Raw genomic sequence first — 17,040 nt, forward strand, 5'->3', positions numbered from 1 at the left:
GTAATTTACCTCTAGGTAAGTTACTTCGAGCACCGGAGCGCCCCATGGCCGACGCCACCCCGCATCCGACGTCCCGCACGCGCTCCTGGTGGGGGTGGGGCTGGGCGGACGCTCATCCCGACGACGCGGAGTGCGTCGCGATGGGATCCCTGCTGCCCGGCACCCTCGCCCGCCCGCTCCCCGTGCCGCGCGTCGGCGACCTGCGCGTCGGCGCCCCCGCGGTGGAGCCGCCGCGCAGCCTCGCCCGTCTGGTCCGCGCCGATCCGGCCGACCGCGCCGCCCATGCGCGGGGCAAGGCGTACCGGGACGTCGTACGGACCCTGCGCGGCCGGCCCGGACGGATACCCGACCTCGTGGCCCGTCCGGCCGACGACCGGGACGTGGCCGATCTGCTGGAGTGGGCGGGCGGCCGGGGGGTGGCGGTCGTCCCGTACGGCGGCGGGTCCTCCGTGACCGGGGGCGTGGAGTACCGGGGCGACGCGCACCGGGCCGTGCTCTCCCTCGACCTGACCGCCATGGACCGCGTCCTGGAGGTCGACGCCGTGGGCCGGGCCGCGCGCATCCAGGGCGGCGCCCTCGGACCGGGCCTGGAGGCCCGGCTCCGGCCCCACGGCCTGACCCTGCGGCACTTCCCGCAGAGCTTCGAGTTCTCCTCGCTGGGCGGCTGGATCGCCACCCGGGCGGGCGGGCACTACGCCACCGGCCGTACCCGCATCGACGATTTCGTGCAGTCGCTGAACGTCGTCACCCCGGCCGGCACGAGCCGTTCGTGGCGGCTGCCCGCGTCCGGGGCGGGCCCCTCCCCCGACCGGATGTTCCTGGGCTCGGAGGGCGCCCTCGGCGTCATCACCGAGGCATGGGTACGCCTTCAGGAACGCCCCCGGCACAGGGAGTCCGCCTCGGTGACGTTCGCCGGCTTCCACGACGCGCTGCGGGCCGTGCGCGCCCTGGCGCAGAGCGACCTCTCCCCCGCCAACTGCCGTCTCCTGGACGCCGGGGAGGCCGCGCTGGCCGGCGCGGGCGACGGTGCGCGGGCGGTCCTGGTCCTGGGGTTCGAGTCGGCGGACGAACCGGTGGGCGCCCGCCTCGAACGGGCCCTCGACCTGGCCCGCTCCCACGGCGGCCGCACCGCGGCGCGGCCGGGCGGCGGGAACGGCGGGAGCGGTGGCGGAGCGGACGGGGGCTCCGGGGACGCCGCCGTGGGCGCCTGGCGCGCCGCCTTCCTGCGGATGCCCTACCTCCGCGACGGCCTGGCCCGGATGGGAGCGGTGGCGGAGACCTTCGAGACGGCGGCCACCTGGGACCGGATCCCGGAGCTGATCGAGGACGTGCGCACCGAGGTCGGCCGGGCCGCGCTCAAGACCACCGGCCATCCGGCGATGGTCAACTGCCGCCTGACACACGTGTATCCGGACGGGGCCGCGCCCTACTTCACGGTGCTCGCCGCGGGCCGTCCCGGGGACGAGGTGGCCCTGTGGGACGACCTCAAGGCCGTCGCGGTCGAGGTCCTGCACCGCCACCGGGCCACCATCACCCACCACCACGCCGTCGGGCGCGACCACCGCCCGGGCTACGACCGCCAGCGCCCCGAACCCTTCGCCCTCGCCCTGCGGGCCGCGAAGGGGGCCCTGGATCCCCACGGGATCCTCAACCCGGGCGTACTGATCGACTGACCGGCTCCCGGGCCGGGGCCCGTGATGAATCCGCGCCGACGGGGAAGCCGTGGGGGGAGGGGGAGATCCGACGGCCGCACGGCGGCAGAACAGGCGGGTACGGGCATGCTCATCGACCTTTCCGGCAGGACGGCGCTGGTGACCGGATCGACGCAGGGGATCGGCGCGGCCATCGCGGCGGGGCTGGCCGCCGCGGGCGCCCGGGTGGCCGTCAACGGGCGCTCCGTCGCCTCCGTCGAGAAGGCGGTGGGCCGCCTGGAGCCGGGCGGCGGATCGTTCCTCGCGGCGCCCGGCGACATCACCACCGACGACGGGGCCCGGGCGGTCTTCGAGGCGGTCCCGCGGGTGGACATCCTCGTCAACAGCCTCGGCGTCTTCGGAGCGGCGCCGGCCCTGGAGATCGACGACGCCGAATGGCGGCGCTACTTCGACACGAACGTGCTCACCGCCGTCCGGATGATCCGGCACTACCTGCCGGGCATGAAGGAGCGGTCCTGGGGCCGGATCCAGAACATCGCGAGCGACTCCGCGGTGGCCGTCCCGGCCGAGATGATCCACTACGGGATGTCGAAGACCGCGCTGCTGTCGGTGTCCCGGGGGTTCGCCAAGGAGGCCACCGGTACCGGGGTGACAGTGAACTCCGTCATCGCCGGCCCCACCCACACCGGCGGAGTCGAGGAGTTCGTCCGCGAGATGGTGGGCGGTGACCTGCCGTGGGACGAGGCGCAGCGGGAGTTCATGCGGGTGCACCGGCCCCAGTCGCTGCTCCAGCGGCTGATCGAGCCGGAGGAGATCGCCCACATGGTGGTGTACCTGGCCTCACCGTTCGCCTCGGCGACCACCGGCGGGGCGCTCCGGGTGGACGGCGGGTACGTGGACTCCATCCTGCCGTGACCCCCGGGCCGCCGGCGCCCGCCCGCTCACGGCGAGGGCGGCGGCGGAGGCGGCGCGCGGGTACCGGGAGACGGCCGCTCCGCCGAAGAGGTCGCCCGCGATGCCGGCGGCTCCGTGGAGGAGCGGCGGGGTGGGGCGGGCCATGGGCATGAGGACCGTCCGGTGGTGGGGAGCACGGGTGATGTGATCACCACTCCGGCGGGGGCGGCGGCCGCGGTCCGGCGCAAGCGCGACGTCAACGGCGCACGCCCGGGCCGCTGTCGCGTGGCGGCGGCGTCGCGTGCTCGCGCGGCGGGCTTCGGGGGGGCGGACCCGTAGGATCTTGCCGGCGGGCACACCTGCTCACGCGCCCGCTCCGTACCGACAGCCGACCGGCCGACCGGCGTGCGCGGGCGGCGTTCCCGGCGGTGGCTGCCGTGGCGGCGTACGGTCCCCGGGCATGCGTACGGGGCGGTGCGCACGCGTGCGGGCAGGGCAGGGCGTGGCAGGGCAGGGCATGGGCGAACTGGGGGCAGAGCGTGGCAGAAGACGAGAACCGCACCGGCACCTCGGCACGGCCGGGGCGGGGCGAGGGTGCTCCGGGCCGGTGGGCGGCCCGGGCGGCCGTGCTCGCGGCGGCCGGTGTGGTGGCGGCCCTGGTGTCCGCGGGCGGCGGCGGGGGGTTCGCTGTCGTCGCCGTCGCCTTCGTCGCCCTGGTGGCCTGCGCCGCCGGGGTGTGGTGGTTCCTGGCCCACCGGGGGCCCGTCCGGGTCCTCGGCGCCGTGGTCGCGGTCGCGTCGCCGAGCGGCGTGCTGGTGCTGCTGAGCGTGTCCGGCATGTGGCAGTGGGCCCTGCTGCTGGGGGTGTGCTGGGCCGCGATGGTGGGTGCGGCGCGGGAGGCGCTGCGCCGCTCGCGTCCGACGCGTCCGCCCCGCACCCGAGCGGCCGCGCGGCCCCGCCGACCCGTGTTGATCATGAACCCGAAGTCGGGTGGCGGGAAGGTCGAACGGTTCGGCCTCGTCGCCCGCGCCGAGGCGCTGGGCGCCCGGGTGATCCTGCTCGACCCCTCGCAGCCGGCGGACGTGGCCGGGCTGGCCCGTACCGCCGTCGCCGAGGGCGCGGACCTGCTCGGGGTCGCCGGCGGGGACGGCACCCAGGCGGCGGTGGCGGCCGTCGCCGCAGAACGCGGCCTGCCCTTCCTGGTCATCTCGGCGGGCACCCGCAACCACTTCGCCATGGACCTCGGCCTGGACCGCACCGACCCCGCGCGCTGCCTCGACGCGCTGACGGACGGCGAGGAACTCCGGGTCGACCTGGGCTTCGTCTCCGGCCGGCCCTTCGTCAACACCGTGTCCTTCGGGGTGTACGCGGACGTGGTGCAGCGCCCGGAGTACCGGGACGCCAAGGCGGAGACCGCCCTCGGCCTGCTCCCGGACCTGCTCGCCGGGAGCGACGCGTACCACGTCGAAGCCCGCGTGGACGGGGTCGCGGTTCCGCCCCGCCAGGCCCTGCTGGTCAGCAACAACCCCTACCGCGCCCCCGACGTCCTGGGGGGCGCGAGCCTGCGGCCCCGCCTCGACACCGGGGTGCTGGGCGTCCTCGGCATCCATGTGGAGACCGCGGCCCAGGCAGCCGACCTGGCGGTCCGGGGCGCCCAGTCCCCCGGGCTGCTCGTCACCACGGGGCGCCGCGTCGAGGTCGTCTCCGGCAGCGGGAGCGGCAGCGGCGGTGAGGTTCCGGTCGCCGTGGACGGCGAGGCCCTGCTCATGCCCTCGCCCGTCGTCTGCGTGCTCAAGAGCCGCGCCCTGCGGGTGGTCGTGCCCCGCACGCGGCCCGGCGCCGTACCGCCCCCGCCCGCCCTCGACTGGCGCCACGTCCTGCGGCTCGCCTTCACCCGTCCCCCGGGCCCCGCGGCCTGAGGGACGGCCCCGGCCCCGCCCCCCCCCGGCGGCAGTCGGCCCCCCACGGGGCGGACGCCGGGCGGGGGGGGCGGCGGGCACGCCGTTCAGCGGTTGCGGATGAGGTCCACGATGTCCTTGCGGCCCGAGACCGCGATGAGCGCCTTGTCGTCCCGGGAGGCGAGCGCGATGCTCACCCGCGCCGCGACCACGGCCAGCACCACGGGGTTGTCCCCGCCGCCGGTCTCCGCCTGCTTGGCGGCGAACTGCTTCGGGTCGAGGTAGTCGTACTTGTCCTTGCGCGTCTGGCGGGTCGTGATCGCCTCCTCGACGCGGCGCACGTCGCGGGCGGCGACGTAGTCGGCCTGCGGGATCTTCGCCCATACGCCGTCGCCGCCCGTGACGAAGAAGTGGTTGGGCGAACCGTTGGGGTTCAGGGCGCTGTTGTCGACGAGGTAGGTGCGGCGCGAGCCGACCGTGAGGGTCTTGCCGAAGAGGGAGGCCCACTTGCCCCCGGACTTCAGCAGCAGGCCCTCGATCTGCTCGCCGACCTCGACGGCCTCGGCGATGATGGTGGCGTCGTCGACCTCCGAGTGGAGAAGGCTGTTGAGCGCCCCGGACGCGCTGTTGGCGCAGTGCCGGTAGGAATGGCGTTGCAGGGACATGCCCAGTCGGAGCGGTGTGGTGCCCTCGACGTCGACGTTGACGACGTTCCCGGTGATCGATGCGGTGGCCATGGCGGATCCCCCTCGCGGTTCGTCACCGGCCCTGCCCCTGCCGGGCCGGTGACGGCGGCTTCACGACACCACGAGCGTGCCGGAATCCGGTGGACGTCCTCTGAACGGCCACTGAACGCGCACCCCGGCGCCTGCCGGTCCCGGCCTTTCGGCCGATACGTGCGGGCCTTCGCCTCCCTACGGTGGAAGGGGTGCAATCGATCGCTCCGACCACGGGAGGACGTCCATGTCCGCACACCCCTCACCGCCCTCCGGCCTGCGCGCCGCGATCCGCCACATGACGGACCTGGTCAACTCGCGGCTCAGCCGCCCCGACGCCGCCGTGCTCCTGGCCGCGGACGACCTCCTCGTCGAGGTGCCGGCCGCCGGCACGGTGTGGACGGCCGGCGCGGACCAGCGCGTGCGCTGGATGATCACCGGCCCGGTCGACCCCGTCGACATCCACCTGGTGCAGCGCGACGGCGGTTCCATCGTCACCCGGGCCGTCCTCGCCCGCGAGCTGCCGGCGCACGGGACGTCGGTGACGGTGACCGTGCCCGCGGACACCGCCCCGGGCGAATACCTGGTCCTCGTCACGAGCCAGGGCCTGCTCGACGCCTACAGCCGGCCCTTCCGCATCACCCGCGGCTGACTTCCGCCACGAGCCCCGCGGGCGGGGCGGGTCATCCGAGCGGGAAGAGCGGCTCCTCCCCCTCCGGTGCTACCGGGCCCGCGCCCGCGGCGCCGAACGCCGACAGGGCTCCGAGCAGTGCGGAGCGCTCACCGGGCTCGATGCGGGCGGCGATGGCCGCGATCTCCTCCCGGCGCCGGGCCGTGACCTCCTCCACGAGCCGCAGGCCTCCCCGCGTCACCGTCAGGATCGTCTCGCGGCGATCGTCCGGGTTGGGCCGCCGGTCGGCCAGTCCGACCGCGATGAGGCGGTCGACCATGCGCATCGCGGTCGACGGATTGACCCCCATCGCCTCGGCCAGTGCCACCAGCTTCGCCGCGCCCCGGGTCGCGAGGACCACCAGCATCCGGAACTGCGCGAGGGTCACCTTGGCCCCGGCGGCGGCCAACGAGCGGGCGGAGACCGCCACGAGGACCTGGGACGCGGCGTACAGGGCCCGGATCACGGCGTCCGCGTCGTCCACGGCGTTGACCGAGTTGACGGCGCTGACGGCGTCCGCGTCGTTGTCGGATGCCTCGGCGCTCGGGTGTTGGGTCATGTCCCTTTCTATCGCCTGCCCTCCCCGGACGTCCCGGCCGTGCTCATGTCCCCGCCGCGTATGTCCGGCCGACCGGAGGTGAAACCCCCGGTCCGGCGACAACAAATGAGATTGAAGTCGCAAATTTGGCACAGGGCAAAGACGTTATGCGCTCGTTACATTCGGCGGGGTGCGGGTAAAATATCGTACTTTTTAGGGCCAATAAGGCCCCGCTCAGCCTCTTCCACCGGCCCCCGAGGGGCTCACGCTAATACCACGTGACACCCCTCCACCGGAAGCCTTCAGCGCCATGCAATTTGCTCCGATGGTGGGTAGCTTCGGCCCGCATGACTGCTCATGCAGAACTGGCCCATTACCGAAAGACGTTCACGCCCACCCCCTTCACCGTCCACATCGACCGCCCCGGCCCGGGTGACGGCCCGCTGCTGTGGCGCCTCGCCCGCGATTCCGAGACGCTGGACCTGAACTCCTCGTACAGCTACCTGCTCTGGTCCCGGGACTTCGCCGGCACCTCCGCGGTGGCCCGCGACGCCTCGGGCCGGACCGTCGGCTTCGTCAGCGGATACCTGCGGCCCGACGATCCCGGCACCCTCTTCATCTGGCAGGTCGCCGTCGACGCGTCCGTGCGCGGTCTCGGCATCGCGGGAACCCTGCTCGACGGCCTCTCCGCCCGGGTGGCCGAGGAGCAGGGACTGCGTTTCCTGGAGACCACCATCTCGCCGGGGAACCTCGCGTCGCAGCGCCTGTTCGCCTCGTACGCGGAACGCCACGGCGCCGCGCTCACGCGTGAAGTGCTCTTCGGGGACGACGCGTTCCCCGACGGCGGACACGAGCCCGAGGTCCTGCACCGGATCGGGCCCTTCCGCGCCGCCTGAGCGCTTCCCCCTACGCATCGCACCGCAGCACCACCAGCACATCCAACGCACCATGGAGGTTCACCTTGACCATCACCGAGCCGGCCCTGTCCGTCTTCGAGACCGTGGAGTCCGAGGTGCGCAGCTACTGCCGCGCCTGGCCCGTCGTCTTCGAACGCGCCGTGGGGAGCCGGCTGTACGACGAAGCCGGCCGCGGCTACCTTGACTTCTTCGCGGGCGCCGGGTCGCTGAACTACGGCCACAACAATCCGGTCCTGAAGCGGCCCCTGCTCGACTACCTCGGGCGGGACGGCATCACCCACGGGCTCGACATGTCGACCACCGCCAAGCGGGCCTTCCTGGAGACGTTCAAGTCCCACGTCCTCGAACCCCGCTCGCTGCCCTACAAGGTGATGTTCCCCGGCCCCACCGGGACCAACGCCGTCGAGGCGGCGCTGAAGCTGGCGCGGAAGGTCAAGGGCCGCGAAGCCGTCGTGTCCTTCACGAACGCCTTCCACGGCATGTCGCTCGGCTCGCTCGCCGTCACCGGCAACGCCTTCAAACGCGCCGGGGCCGGCGTCCCGCTGGTCCACGGCACCCCGATGCCCTTCGACAACTACCTCGGCGGCAGGACCCCCGACTTCCTCTGGCTGGAACGCCTGCTGGAGGACCAGGGCTCCGGCCTGAACCATCCGGCCGCCGTCATCGTCGAGACGATCCAGGGAGAGGGCGGCATCAACGTGGCGCGCCCCGAGTGGCTCCGCGCCCTGGCCGACCTGTGCCGCCGCCGCGACATGCTGCTGATCGTCGACGACATCCAGATGGGCTGCGGCCGGACCGGCGAGTTCTTCTCCTTCGAGGAAGCGGGCATCACGCCCGACATCGTCACGCTGTCCAAGTCCATCAGCGGGTACGGACTCCCCATGTCCCTGTGCCTGTTCAAGCCCGAACTGGACCTGTGGGAGCCGGGCGAGCACAACGGCACCTTCCGCGGGAACAACCCCGCCTTCGTGACCGCGACCGCCGCCCTGGAGACGTACTGGGGCGACGGGCTGCTGCGCGAACAGACCCTCGCCCACGGCGCCCGCGTCGAGAGCGCGCTGCGCGAACTGTGCGCCGAGCACACGCGGCTCGGTGCCACGTACAGGGGACGCGGGCTGGCCTGGGGCCTGGAGTTCACGCGCGAGGAACATGCCGGCCAGGTGTGCCGGCGGGCCTTCGAGCACGGACTGCTGCTGGAGACCTCGGGCCCCCGGGACGAGGTCGTGAAGCTGCTCCCGCCGCTCACCGTCACCCCGGACGAACTCGACGAGGGGCTCGCCATCCTGGCCCGCTCGGTGCGCGAAGCCATCTGACCGGCACCGGGGCCACCACGTACCGCGTACCGCGTACCACCACGGTCCGCCACGGACCACGAAAGGAAACACCATGATCGTCCGCTCGTTCCGGGACATCGAGGGAACCGACCGGCACGTCAGGTCGCAATCCGGCACCTGGGAGAGCAAGCGCATCGTCCTGGCCAAGGAACGCGTCGGCTTCTCCCTGCACGAGACCGTCCTGTACGCCGGCACCGAGACGTCCATGTGGTACGCGAACCACGTGGAGGCCGTGGTGTGCACGGAGGGCGAGGCCGAGCTCACCGACGAGGAGACCGGCCGGACCTACACGATCACGCCCGGGACCATGTACCTCCTCGACGGTCACGAGCGGCACACCCTGCGCGTCAAGCGGGAGTTCCGCTGCCTGTGCGTCTTCAACCCGCCCGTGACCGGCCGGGAGGACCACGACGAGAACGGCGTGTACCCGCTGCTCACCGAAGCCGACGGCAGCTGACCCGCGGCACGGCACGAAGGACAGAGCGCAGAACACAGAGAGGAGAGGCAGGCACCACCATGACCTACGCATCCACCCGCACGGTGACCGACCTGTACCCGACCCGCGGCGCCGAGGAGGTGCTCATCAGCCGCAAGGACCCCGTCGTCTGGTCCGAGCCCGGCACGCCGGGCCCCATGTGGGCCCACGAACTGGACAGCTTCGAGCGCGACGGCTTCCTGTCCGTCGCCGAACTCATCACGCCCGATGAGGTGGACGTCTACCGCGCCGAGATGGACCGGCTGCTGCGGGACCCCTCGACGCTGGCGGACGACCGGTCCGTCGTGGAGCCCACCTCCCGGGAGGTGCGCTCGGTCTTCGAGGTGCACCGGATCAGCGAGGTGTTCGCGGCGCTCGCGGCCGATCCCCGCGTGGTGGGACGCGCACGGCAGATCCTGGGCTCCGACGTGTACGTCCACCAGTCCCGGATCAACGTCAAGCCCGGCTTCGGGGCCAGCGGCTTCTACTGGCACTCCGACTTCGAGACCTGGCACGCCGAGGACGGGCTGCCGCACATGCGCACCGTGTCGGTGTCCATCGCCCTGACGCCGAACCGCACCACCAACGGCGGTCTGATGATCATGCCCGGCTCCCACAAGAGCTTCCTGGGCTGCGCCGGCGCGACCCCGCGGGACAACTACAAGAAGTCCCTCCAGATGCAGGACGCCGGCACGCCCTCGGACGAGGCGCTGACCAAGTTCACCTCGGCCTGCGGCATCGAGCTCTTCACCGGCGAGGCCGGCTCGGCCACCTGGTTCGACTGCAACGCGATGCACGGCTCGGGCGACAACATCACGCCCTATCCGCGCAGCAACGTCTTCCTCGTCTTCAACAGCGTCGAGAACCGCCCGGCGAAGCCCTTCGCCGCTCCGGTGCGACGCCCCGGTTACATCGCCTCGCGGGACTTCACCCCCGTGCCGTGACCGCTCCGGCGGACCGGTCCGGCCACCCTCACCGGGCCGGTCCGCCGGGCCGCAGGCCGGCCCTCCTGAGCGCGACCGCCGAGAGGTCGGCGATGACCTGCGGGTCCCCGCGGCGCCAGGCGTCGGCGAGACCGCCCGCGGGCGCCGCGAGTGCGGCGAGGTCGCCCGGCGGGCCGGTGAGGGCGCGCAGGGCGAGCAGGTCGGCGCCGCCGGGCCCGTCGAAGAGGTGCCGGAGGGTGGCGCTGCGCCGGATCCAGCGCAGGCGCGGGGGAAGCCACAGCAGCAGGACGAAGGCCACCGGGACGGCGATCAGTGCGGCGGTGGTCAGGTCGGCGATCTGGCCGACGGTGTCCTGGAGCGACTGCCCGGCGTCGGCGAAGCCGGTACTGGCGTCGGCCGCCGACTGGAGCGGCTTCTTCAGGACGTCGCCGACGAACGGGACCCGCGAGGCCGCGTCACCCGCCTTGGCGAGCTCGGAGGCGAGGCCGTCGCCCGAGCTCTCCACCTTCCGCCCCGGCTCGGCGAGCAGCATGATCAGTTCCCGGACGGTGAGGGCGAACCACACGGCGGCGGCCACCAGGGCCGCGGCGATCAGGTCCCCGAGCAGCTGGCGGTTGCGGCGTGCCGGAGTCTGGGCGTAGAGGCGCATCGGCGGGCTCCCGTTCGGGTCATGGCGTCGAGGAGGGCCGGTCCCGGCCGGATGATGCCCGGCCGGCCGGTCGCCCGTACGTCGGAACCGACTCTTCCACCGGATCCCGCGGGTAAACGTCCGCGACGCGACGTCCACCGGTGCGGCGGCGGGCCCGGCGGGCCGCCCCGGCGGGCGGGGGCCCGGTCCGCCGGGTCAGGGCGTGTCGCCGTCCCAGCAGAACGTGCCGTCCGGGTCGGTCTCCGAAGGGCTGTACAGCGCCCGGCCGCCGGGGCCGTAGAGCCCGCGGTCGGTCATCAGGAGCACTCCCTCCGTCCGCTCCTGCTCGGGCAGGCTGGTCACGTCGAGGAGCTGGCCGTCCAGGGGCCCGCCCGTCAGCCGCACGTACAGCCGGCCCGGGGCCGGCCGGACCCAGTAGCCCTCGTCACCGCAGTACACCCGGTCATCCACCGTGCTCATCCCACCTGCCCGCCCTTCCTGCCCTTCCCCCGGGACCACAGCACGGGGCGGAAGAATTCTACGAGCCGCTCCACCCCGTCGCCGCCGTTCAGGCGGGGCGCGCGGTGTGATCGGGGTGACCGGTGGTGCGGCGGGCCTCCTTCATCTCTGCTTCGTACAGGTGTCCGCGGCCCGCGGCCAGGGCGTCCACGGCGCCCCGTTCGAGGTCGCGGAAGGGCTCGTAGTAGGTGTGGTCGTACGCCTCGACGATCTGGAAGGTCCAGTGGCCCGGGATCACGTTGCGGCCCAGCACCTCCTCCTGCACGCGGTCGGCCCACTGCGCGTGCCCCGCCTCCCGCAACAGCCGCACCGCCCGGTCCAGTTCCAGGTCCGCCGTGCCGGTCAGCTGGTGGAAGCCGTAGAGGTGGCCCCGGGCCCGTTCCACCGTCTCCAGCGCTTTCGACAGCGAGCCCAGGGCTTCGACGGTCAGGTCGCCGACTCCCTCGGGGCGCTCGTGTGCCCGGTCGGGGCGCTCTTCGTTCGACGTCATGCTGCGCACATGCCCTCCGCGGGCCGTTTCTTAAGCCGCGCGGGCCTCCCGTCCCCCGAAGGAACGACCACCGCGCGGACGCGGCGGTCCTCGGCGGGCCGGGAGGCGCGGGCCGGAAACCGCCCTCGTCCGGGCGGGGAGGAGCCGGCCCGGCCGTACCCTCGGGGCATGACCACGACCCACGGCGCGGCGTACGCGCTGCGCGACGCCCGCCCCGGGGACGCCGGGGCCATCGCGGCCGTCGACGGATCCTTCACCACCGGCACGGTCTTCGAAGTGGCCGTGACCGAGGACGGATTCGCCCTGCGCGAGGTCGCGGTGGAGCCGCCGCTGCGCAAGGTGTTCCCGGAGGAGGACGACGGCCCCGGCGCGACGGACGAGGACGACGGGCGGCGCACGTGGGTGGCCGTGACGGACTGCGGTGGCGGCGCGGTCGCGGGGTTCGCCACCGTCTCCTACGCCCCGTGGAACCGGCGGCTGACCGTCGAGGACATCGAGGTGGCCCCCGGCCACCGGGGCCGGGGGCTGGGCCGGGCGCTGATGGGGCGGGCCGTGGACTTCGCCCGGGAGCGGGGCGCCGGGCACCTCTGGCTGGAGGTGAGCAACGTCAACGCCCCGGCCATCCACGCCTACCGGCGGCTGGGCTTCGCCTTCTGCGGCCTGGACACCGCCCTCTACGAGGGCACCGGATCGCGGGGCGAGCAGGCGCTCTTCATGAGCATGCCCTGCCCTTGAGGGGACCCGTCGAGGGGACCCGTTGAGGGCACGCCGTCATGCCGCCGGCGGGCGGGGCCGGGCGCGATGGCCGCGTCGTGCCGCGGCCATCGCGTCCGCTCATGCGAGGCGCTGCCTGACCTCGTTCCTGAGCACCTTGCCGACCTTGGAGCGCGGCAGGTCCGGCCAGATCTCCACCTGCTTGGGCGCCTTGACCGGGCCGATGCGCTCCTTGGCGAAGCCGATGGCCTCGGCCGCCTCAAGGCGGGCACCCGGCCGCAGTTGGAGGACCGCCGTCACGCGCTCGCCCCACTTGGGGTCGGGCAGTGCGACGACGGCGCAGTCGGCGACGGCCGGATGCTCCATCAGGGCCTGCTCGACCTCGGCCGAGTACACGTTGAACCCGCCGGTGATGATCATGTCCTTGGCCCGGTCGACGACGTGGAGGAAGCCCTCGTCGTCCAGGAAGCCGATGTCACCGGTGTGGTGCCAGCCGAAGCGGGACGCTTCGGCGGTGGCCTCCGGATCCTTGTAGTACCCGGCCATCACCAGCGAGCCCCGCACCACGATCTCCCCGCGTTCCCCGGTGGGCACCGTGCGCCCTTCGGCGTCCATGACGGCCACGGTGACCAGCGGGCCGGGCCGGCCCGCCGCCGAGAGCCTGCGGTTCAAGGCCCTGCCGTCCTCGTCCACGTGGTCGTGCGGGTGCATCGAGGCGATCATCATCGGCGCCTCGGTCTGGCCGAAGAGCTGCCCCATGACGGGCCCCACCCGTTCGATGGCCTCGGCCAGGCGGGCCGGGGACATGGGCGCCGCGCCGTACCAGAAGCACTGGAGCGAGGAGTAGTCCGTCGTGGGGGCCCGCTCGTGGTCGAGCATCCCGTAGATGACGGTCGGAGGCAGGAAGGTGTGGGTGACCCGCTCGGTCCCGATCAGCCGCAGGAACTCGCCGACGTCGGGGGTCTCCATGACGACGATGCGCCCGCCGAGGGCGAGGACCGGGAAGCACAGCACCCCGGCGGCGTGGGTGAGCGGCGTGAGCGCGAGGTAGGTCGGGCGGCCCTCGAACGGGTAGCCCATCAGGGTGAGGGCCGTCATGGCCTCCAGGTTCCCGGAGGTGAGCATCACGCCCTTGGGCGCGCCGGTCGTCCCGCCGGTGCCGACGAGCATGGCCAGGCCGTCGGGCGAGGGCCGGGCGGCGTCCGGGTGCGGGCCGGCCGCCGTCCACCGCTCCAGGGACACGTGCCCTTCGACGCTGTCGTCCAGGCACACGTACGTGGTCACCTCCGGCAGGTGCGGGGCCATCTCGGCGACCTGTGCGGCGTACGCGGGGTGGAAGACCAGGGCGCGGCAGTCGAAGAGTCCGAGCAGTCGCCGGGTCTCGCGCGCCGTGCCGCGCGGGTCGACCGGACACCACACCGCGCCGCGCCGGGCGATGCCGAACATCGTCGCGAACGCGCGGACGTCGTTGTGGGAGAGGATCGCCACGGCGTCGCCGGGCTCGACGCCAAAGCGGGCCAGTGCCGCGGCGACGGCGTCCGCGTGGGCCTGGACGGCGGCGTACGTCATGCTGCGGCCGGCTCCGGTCAGACACACCTCGTCGGGGCCCAGGGACGCCCCCTTGTCCAGGTGGTCGACGGGCGACATCACGTGTGCGCCGTGACGATCGGGTCCATCACCAGGCCGAAGTTCTTGAGGACGCCGAGCAGTTCGCGGTGCCCGAACGCCTGGCAGGCCGAGGCGAATCCTGTGCGGCGCGGGGGCTGCTGGAGCAGGGAGTAGGCGCTGTACGCCTGGAGCAGGCCCGTCTGCTTGTAGTTGGAGTTGCCGTGCAGGGCCACGTGGACCCGGCCCAGCGGGCCCGAGGCGTACACGGAGTCGACGGAGGTGTTGGTACGGGGGTTCTCGCGGGGCGGCATCTCGGCCTGGAGCCCGGACGCGATCTCGGAGAGGGCCGCCTCCCGGGCCGCGGGGTCCAGCGGGCGGATGCGTTCCTCGAACATCGCGGTGGTGGCGACCACGCCGTCCATCACCGTACGGTCCAGTACGCCGCCGGTGACGGTGCAGGTCGCGACGCGGGGGTCGTCCTTGAACCAGACGGGGTGCAGGGTGCCGCCCCAGGGGACGGTCAGCGCGGTGCCGTGCCGGCCCGGGACGACGCACTCGCGGGTGGCCCGGTGGTCCCAGGCGACGTACTCGTTGTCGACCAGGTGGTACCAGTCGGCCTTGAGGATGGTGAAGATGGTCTGGGTGGAGGCGTAGGTGGGGAAGCCCTTCCACAGCGCCAGCATGTCGAGGGTGTCCAGGCCGGGGCCGGCGTCCAGGGCGATGTTCGCGGCGATCTCGCCGGTGGTGTACATCTGTGCGACGCCGGGCGAGAGCAGGAGGCCGGCGTCGGCGAAGCGGCGGCCGAACTCCCGCTGCGCGAGCAGCGTCCAATCCTGCTCTCCCGTGGTGTCGAGGAAGTGGCAGCCGGCCCGGAGCGCGGCCAGGGCGGTGTCGGGGCCGTACTTGATGAAGGGGCCCACGGTGGAGCACACCACGCGTGCCCCGCTGAAGAGTGCGGTGAGCGCGTCGAGGTCGTGGGGCACCTCGGCGATCTCGTAGTCGGCGGTCTCGATGCCGGGGATCTTCTCGACCACGTCCCGGACCTTCTTGCCGTCGCGGCCGGCGGCTGTGAAGGGGACGCGGTATTCGCGCAGGTACTCGCAGATCAGGCGGCCGGTGTAGCCGGATGCGCCGTAGACGACGACGGGCTTCTCGGGTGCGTCCTGCCGGTTCTCGCTCATGTGGGTGCTCTCGTCCACTCGGGTACGGGTGAGGGGGCTGGTGCGGCCGCTGCCGGCCGTGCGGGGGATCCGGGTCATCCGCGTCGTCACATGCCCATGCCGCCGTCGACCGGCAGGCCTGCGCCGTTGACGAACCGTGAGGCGTCCGAGGCGAGGAAGACCACGGCGTCGGCCATGTCGGCCACCTCGCCCAGGCGCCCGGCGGGGGTGAGCGCCACGACCGCCCCGACGGCGGCCTCGGGGCCCTCGAACAGGCCCAGCCGGGAGGTCTCGACGGCGAGTTTGGTGCCCATGTCGGTGGCGACCAGGCCCGGGTACACGCAGTTGACGCGGACGCCGTAGCCGAGCCGCCCGGACTCGGCGGCCGCGACGCGCGTGAGCCGGTCGACCGCCGACTTGGTGGCGGAGTATCCGGCGATGCCGGGGAAGGCGATGGTCGCGGCGACGGAGGACACGTTGACGATCGCCCCGCCGTCGCCGCCGGCCCGGCCGCCGCGGCGCATGGCCCGCAGCCCGTGCTTGATGCCGAGCATGGTGCCGACGACGTTCACGTCGAGCATCCGGCGGATCTCGTCGGGTTCGGTGTCTACGAGGAGCTGGGTCACCTCGATGCCCGCGTTGTTGACGACCACGTCCAGTCCGCCGAACTCGGCGACGGTGTGCGCCACGGCCGCCGTCCAGTCGTCGTCGCAGGTCACGTCCAGCGCCGTGGCGCCGACGTGCGCGCCGGTGGCCGCGGCGATGTCCGCGGCCCGCTGCCCGGCGTCGTCCTTCAGTACGTCGCCGAGCATCACGGATGCCCCCGCCGCCGCCATCGTCCGCGCCATCCCGGCGCCCAGCCCCCGCGCTCCCCCGGTGACGAGTACGCGCTTTCCCGCCAGATCGAACGTCCCCATGGTGCCGGTCCCTTCACGTCGGAAGTGATGCGCGGCACAACGTAGGACTGGCTTTGGACAGTCGTCAAGATATTCTTGGACAGTCGGCCAAACTTTCTTGGACAGTCGTCAAACACAGGCGGTCGGTTACGATGCGACCCCACAGTGCACGTCCGGAGGGGGACAGCAGCCCGATGACCACGGCCGATCGGCAGGGCGAGCGCGTCGCGCGCCGCCAGGTCGACAAGTTCGAGGAGCGGCGACGCGAGCTCGCCGGGGCCGCCCTGCAGACGCTGTCCGAGCTCGGGTACGCCCGCACGAGCCTGCGGGAGATCGCCCAGAACTCCCCCTTCTCGCACGGCGTGCTGCACTACTACTTCCGCGACAAGGTCGATCTGATCACCTACTGCGTACGGCAGTACAAGGCCGACTGCGTACACCGCTACGACCGGATCGTCACCGACAGCGACACGGCCGCGGAGCTGCGCGCGGGGCTCGCGGCGGGGCTCGCCGAGACGCTGGTCGAGGACGCCGCCATGCACCGGCTCTGGTACGACCTGCGCGCGCAGGCCCTCTTCGAGGAGTCCTTCCGCGCGGACGTCCTGGAGATCGACGGCACGCTCCAGGACATGATCTGGCGGATCGTCACCCGGTACGCCCGGCTGTCGGACGCCGAACCCGCCCCGTCACCGGCCGCGGCGTACGCGATGCTGGACGGCCTCTTCCAACAGCAGCTCCTGCACCACCTGGCCGGGGACGCGGAGGCGAGGACGCGGCTCGCCCGGGACGCGGCGCTCCTGCTGGGCCTGGCGGTCCCGGGCGGCGGCTGAAACCGCCGCCGTGCGGCGCGGGCGCGCGGTGCGACGGGCGGTCGATCGCCCTTCGAGGAGTCCTCTTTTCCGTGGTGCCAGCATCACTGCTCCAGGCTCCACTCGGGACGAAGGGACCAAGAAAATGACCAAGTCGGGACGCAGGCTCGGTATCGCC

The 17,040-nt window shown here is 73.1% G+C and carries 18 protein-coding genes; 10 read left to right on the forward strand and 8 right to left on the reverse strand.

Annotation, left to right across the window (positions count from 1 at the left end):
- Positions 1-44 precede the first annotated feature (44 nt).
- The 3 genes from ACGFXC_RS33920 (at position 45) to ACGFXC_RS33930 (ending at position 4,465) form a co-directional block, all read left to right on the forward strand.
- Positions 45-1,673: an FAD-binding oxidoreductase gene (locus ACGFXC_RS33920; RefSeq protein WP_393718738.1), complete on the forward strand. Its 1,629-nt coding sequence runs from the start codon at positions 45-47 to the stop codon at positions 1,671-1,673.
- Positions 1,674-1,778: 105 nt separating this feature from the next.
- Entirely contained in the window at positions 1,779-2,567 is a 789-nt protein-coding gene (locus ACGFXC_RS33925; protein WP_393718739.1) for an SDR family NAD(P)-dependent oxidoreductase, read from the forward strand.
- Between the two features lie 518 nt (positions 2,568-3,085).
- Positions 3,086-4,465: a diacylglycerol/lipid kinase family protein gene (locus ACGFXC_RS33930; RefSeq protein ID WP_393718740.1), complete on the forward strand. Its 1,380-nt coding sequence runs from the start codon at positions 3,086-3,088 to the stop codon at positions 4,463-4,465.
- An 86-nt stretch (positions 4,466-4,551) separates the two neighbouring features.
- Here the strand turns inward: ACGFXC_RS33930 and ACGFXC_RS33935 are convergent, their stop codons facing one another.
- A complete protein-coding gene (locus ACGFXC_RS33935) occupies positions 4,552-5,181 on the reverse strand; it encodes a hypothetical protein (protein ID WP_393718741.1) in 630 nt (209 codons plus the stop codon).
- A 226-nt stretch (positions 5,182-5,407) separates the two neighbouring features.
- Here ACGFXC_RS33935 and ACGFXC_RS33940 point away from each other — a divergent pair, with 226 nt between their 5' ends.
- Positions 5,408-5,812, forward strand: a complete 405-nt coding sequence (locus ACGFXC_RS33940; protein ID WP_393718742.1) for a GPI anchored serine-threonine rich family protein — start codon at positions 5,408-5,410, stop codon at positions 5,810-5,812.
- A 31-nt stretch (positions 5,813-5,843) separates the two neighbouring features.
- Here ACGFXC_RS33940 and ACGFXC_RS33945 read toward each other — a convergent pair whose 3' ends face one another.
- Positions 5,844-6,314 (reverse strand): MarR family winged helix-turn-helix transcriptional regulator, encoded by a 471-nt coding sequence (locus ACGFXC_RS33945; protein ID WP_393718762.1) that lies wholly within the window; start codon positions 6,312-6,314, stop codon positions 5,844-5,846.
- A gap of 401 nt (positions 6,315-6,715) precedes the next feature.
- Here ACGFXC_RS33945 and ectA point away from each other — a divergent pair, with 401 nt between their 5' ends.
- From ectA to thpD, 4 genes are all read left to right on the forward strand, one after another.
- On the forward strand, positions 6,716-7,264 hold the full coding sequence (ectA, locus tag ACGFXC_RS33950; RefSeq protein ID WP_393718743.1) for a diaminobutyrate acetyltransferase: 549 nt from the start codon (positions 6,716-6,718) through the stop codon (positions 7,262-7,264).
- A 65-nt stretch (positions 7,265-7,329) separates the two neighbouring features.
- Positions 7,330-8,598 carry a diaminobutyrate--2-oxoglutarate transaminase gene (ectB, locus tag ACGFXC_RS33955; protein WP_393718744.1) on the forward strand — a complete coding sequence of 423 codons (1,269 nt, stop codon included), beginning with the start codon at positions 7,330-7,332 and terminating at the stop codon, positions 8,596-8,598.
- A 73-nt stretch (positions 8,599-8,671) separates the two neighbouring features.
- The gene (locus tag ACGFXC_RS33960; RefSeq protein WP_393718745.1) at positions 8,672-9,076 is read left to right on the forward strand and encodes an ectoine synthase; all 405 of its coding nucleotides are present in this window, start codon (positions 8,672-8,674) and stop codon (positions 9,074-9,076) included.
- A gap of 59 nt (positions 9,077-9,135) precedes the next feature.
- A complete protein-coding gene (thpD, locus tag ACGFXC_RS33965) occupies positions 9,136-10,038 on the forward strand; it encodes an ectoine hydroxylase (protein WP_393718746.1) in 903 nt (300 codons plus the stop codon).
- A gap of 28 nt (positions 10,039-10,066) precedes the next feature.
- Here the strand turns inward: thpD and ACGFXC_RS33970 are convergent, their stop codons facing one another.
- The 3 genes from ACGFXC_RS33970 to ACGFXC_RS33980 all read right to left on the reverse strand — a co-directional run bounded on the left by ACGFXC_RS33970 (position 10,067) and on the right by ACGFXC_RS33980 (position 11,675).
- Entirely contained in the window at positions 10,067-10,687 is a 621-nt protein-coding gene (locus tag ACGFXC_RS33970) for a hypothetical protein (RefSeq protein ID WP_393718747.1), read from the reverse strand.
- Between the two features lie 195 nt (positions 10,688-10,882).
- Positions 10,883-11,146, reverse strand: coding sequence for a hypothetical protein (locus ACGFXC_RS33975; protein WP_393718748.1), 264 nt, complete (start codon positions 11,144-11,146; stop codon positions 10,883-10,885).
- An 88-nt stretch (positions 11,147-11,234) separates the two neighbouring features.
- Positions 11,235-11,675, reverse strand: a complete 441-nt coding sequence (locus ACGFXC_RS33980; protein ID WP_393718749.1) for a hypothetical protein — start codon at positions 11,673-11,675, stop codon at positions 11,235-11,237.
- A 168-nt stretch (positions 11,676-11,843) separates the two neighbouring features.
- Here ACGFXC_RS33980 and ACGFXC_RS33985 point away from each other — a divergent pair, with 168 nt between their 5' ends.
- Entirely contained in the window at positions 11,844-12,410 is a 567-nt protein-coding gene (locus tag ACGFXC_RS33985; protein ID WP_393718750.1) for a GNAT family N-acetyltransferase, read from the forward strand.
- A gap of 99 nt (positions 12,411-12,509) precedes the next feature.
- Here the strand turns inward: ACGFXC_RS33985 and ACGFXC_RS33990 are convergent, their stop codons facing one another.
- From ACGFXC_RS33990 to ACGFXC_RS34000, 3 genes are read right to left on the reverse strand one after another with little or no spacing between them, the layout of a single operon-like run.
- On the reverse strand, positions 12,510-14,036 hold the full coding sequence (locus ACGFXC_RS33990; RefSeq protein WP_393718751.1) for an AMP-binding protein: 1,527 nt from the start codon (positions 14,034-14,036) through the stop codon (positions 12,510-12,512).
- On the reverse strand, positions 14,036-15,256 hold the full coding sequence (locus ACGFXC_RS33995) for a DUF5938 domain-containing protein (RefSeq protein ID WP_393718752.1): 1,221 nt from the start codon (positions 15,254-15,256) through the stop codon (positions 14,036-14,038). Before ACGFXC_RS33995 ends, ACGFXC_RS33990 begins: the two co-directional genes overlap by 1 nt.
- A gap of 8 nt (positions 15,257-15,264) precedes the next feature.
- The gene (locus ACGFXC_RS34000; protein WP_393718753.1) at positions 15,265-16,074 is read right to left on the reverse strand and encodes an SDR family NAD(P)-dependent oxidoreductase; all 810 of its coding nucleotides are present in this window, start codon (positions 16,072-16,074) and stop codon (positions 15,265-15,267) included.
- A gap of 173 nt (positions 16,075-16,247) precedes the next feature.
- On the opposite strand from ACGFXC_RS34000, the gene ACGFXC_RS34005 reads away from it, so the two are divergent.
- On the forward strand, positions 16,248-16,883 hold the full coding sequence (locus tag ACGFXC_RS34005; RefSeq protein WP_393718754.1) for a TetR/AcrR family transcriptional regulator: 636 nt from the start codon (positions 16,248-16,250) through the stop codon (positions 16,881-16,883).
- The last annotated feature ends 157 nt before the right edge of the window (positions 16,884-17,040 follow it).

Origin of the sequence: Streptomyces sp. NPDC048507 (genome assembly GCF_043199995.1) — a bacterium.
Classification (GTDB): domain Bacteria; phylum Actinomycetota; class Actinomycetes; order Streptomycetales; family Streptomycetaceae; genus Streptomyces.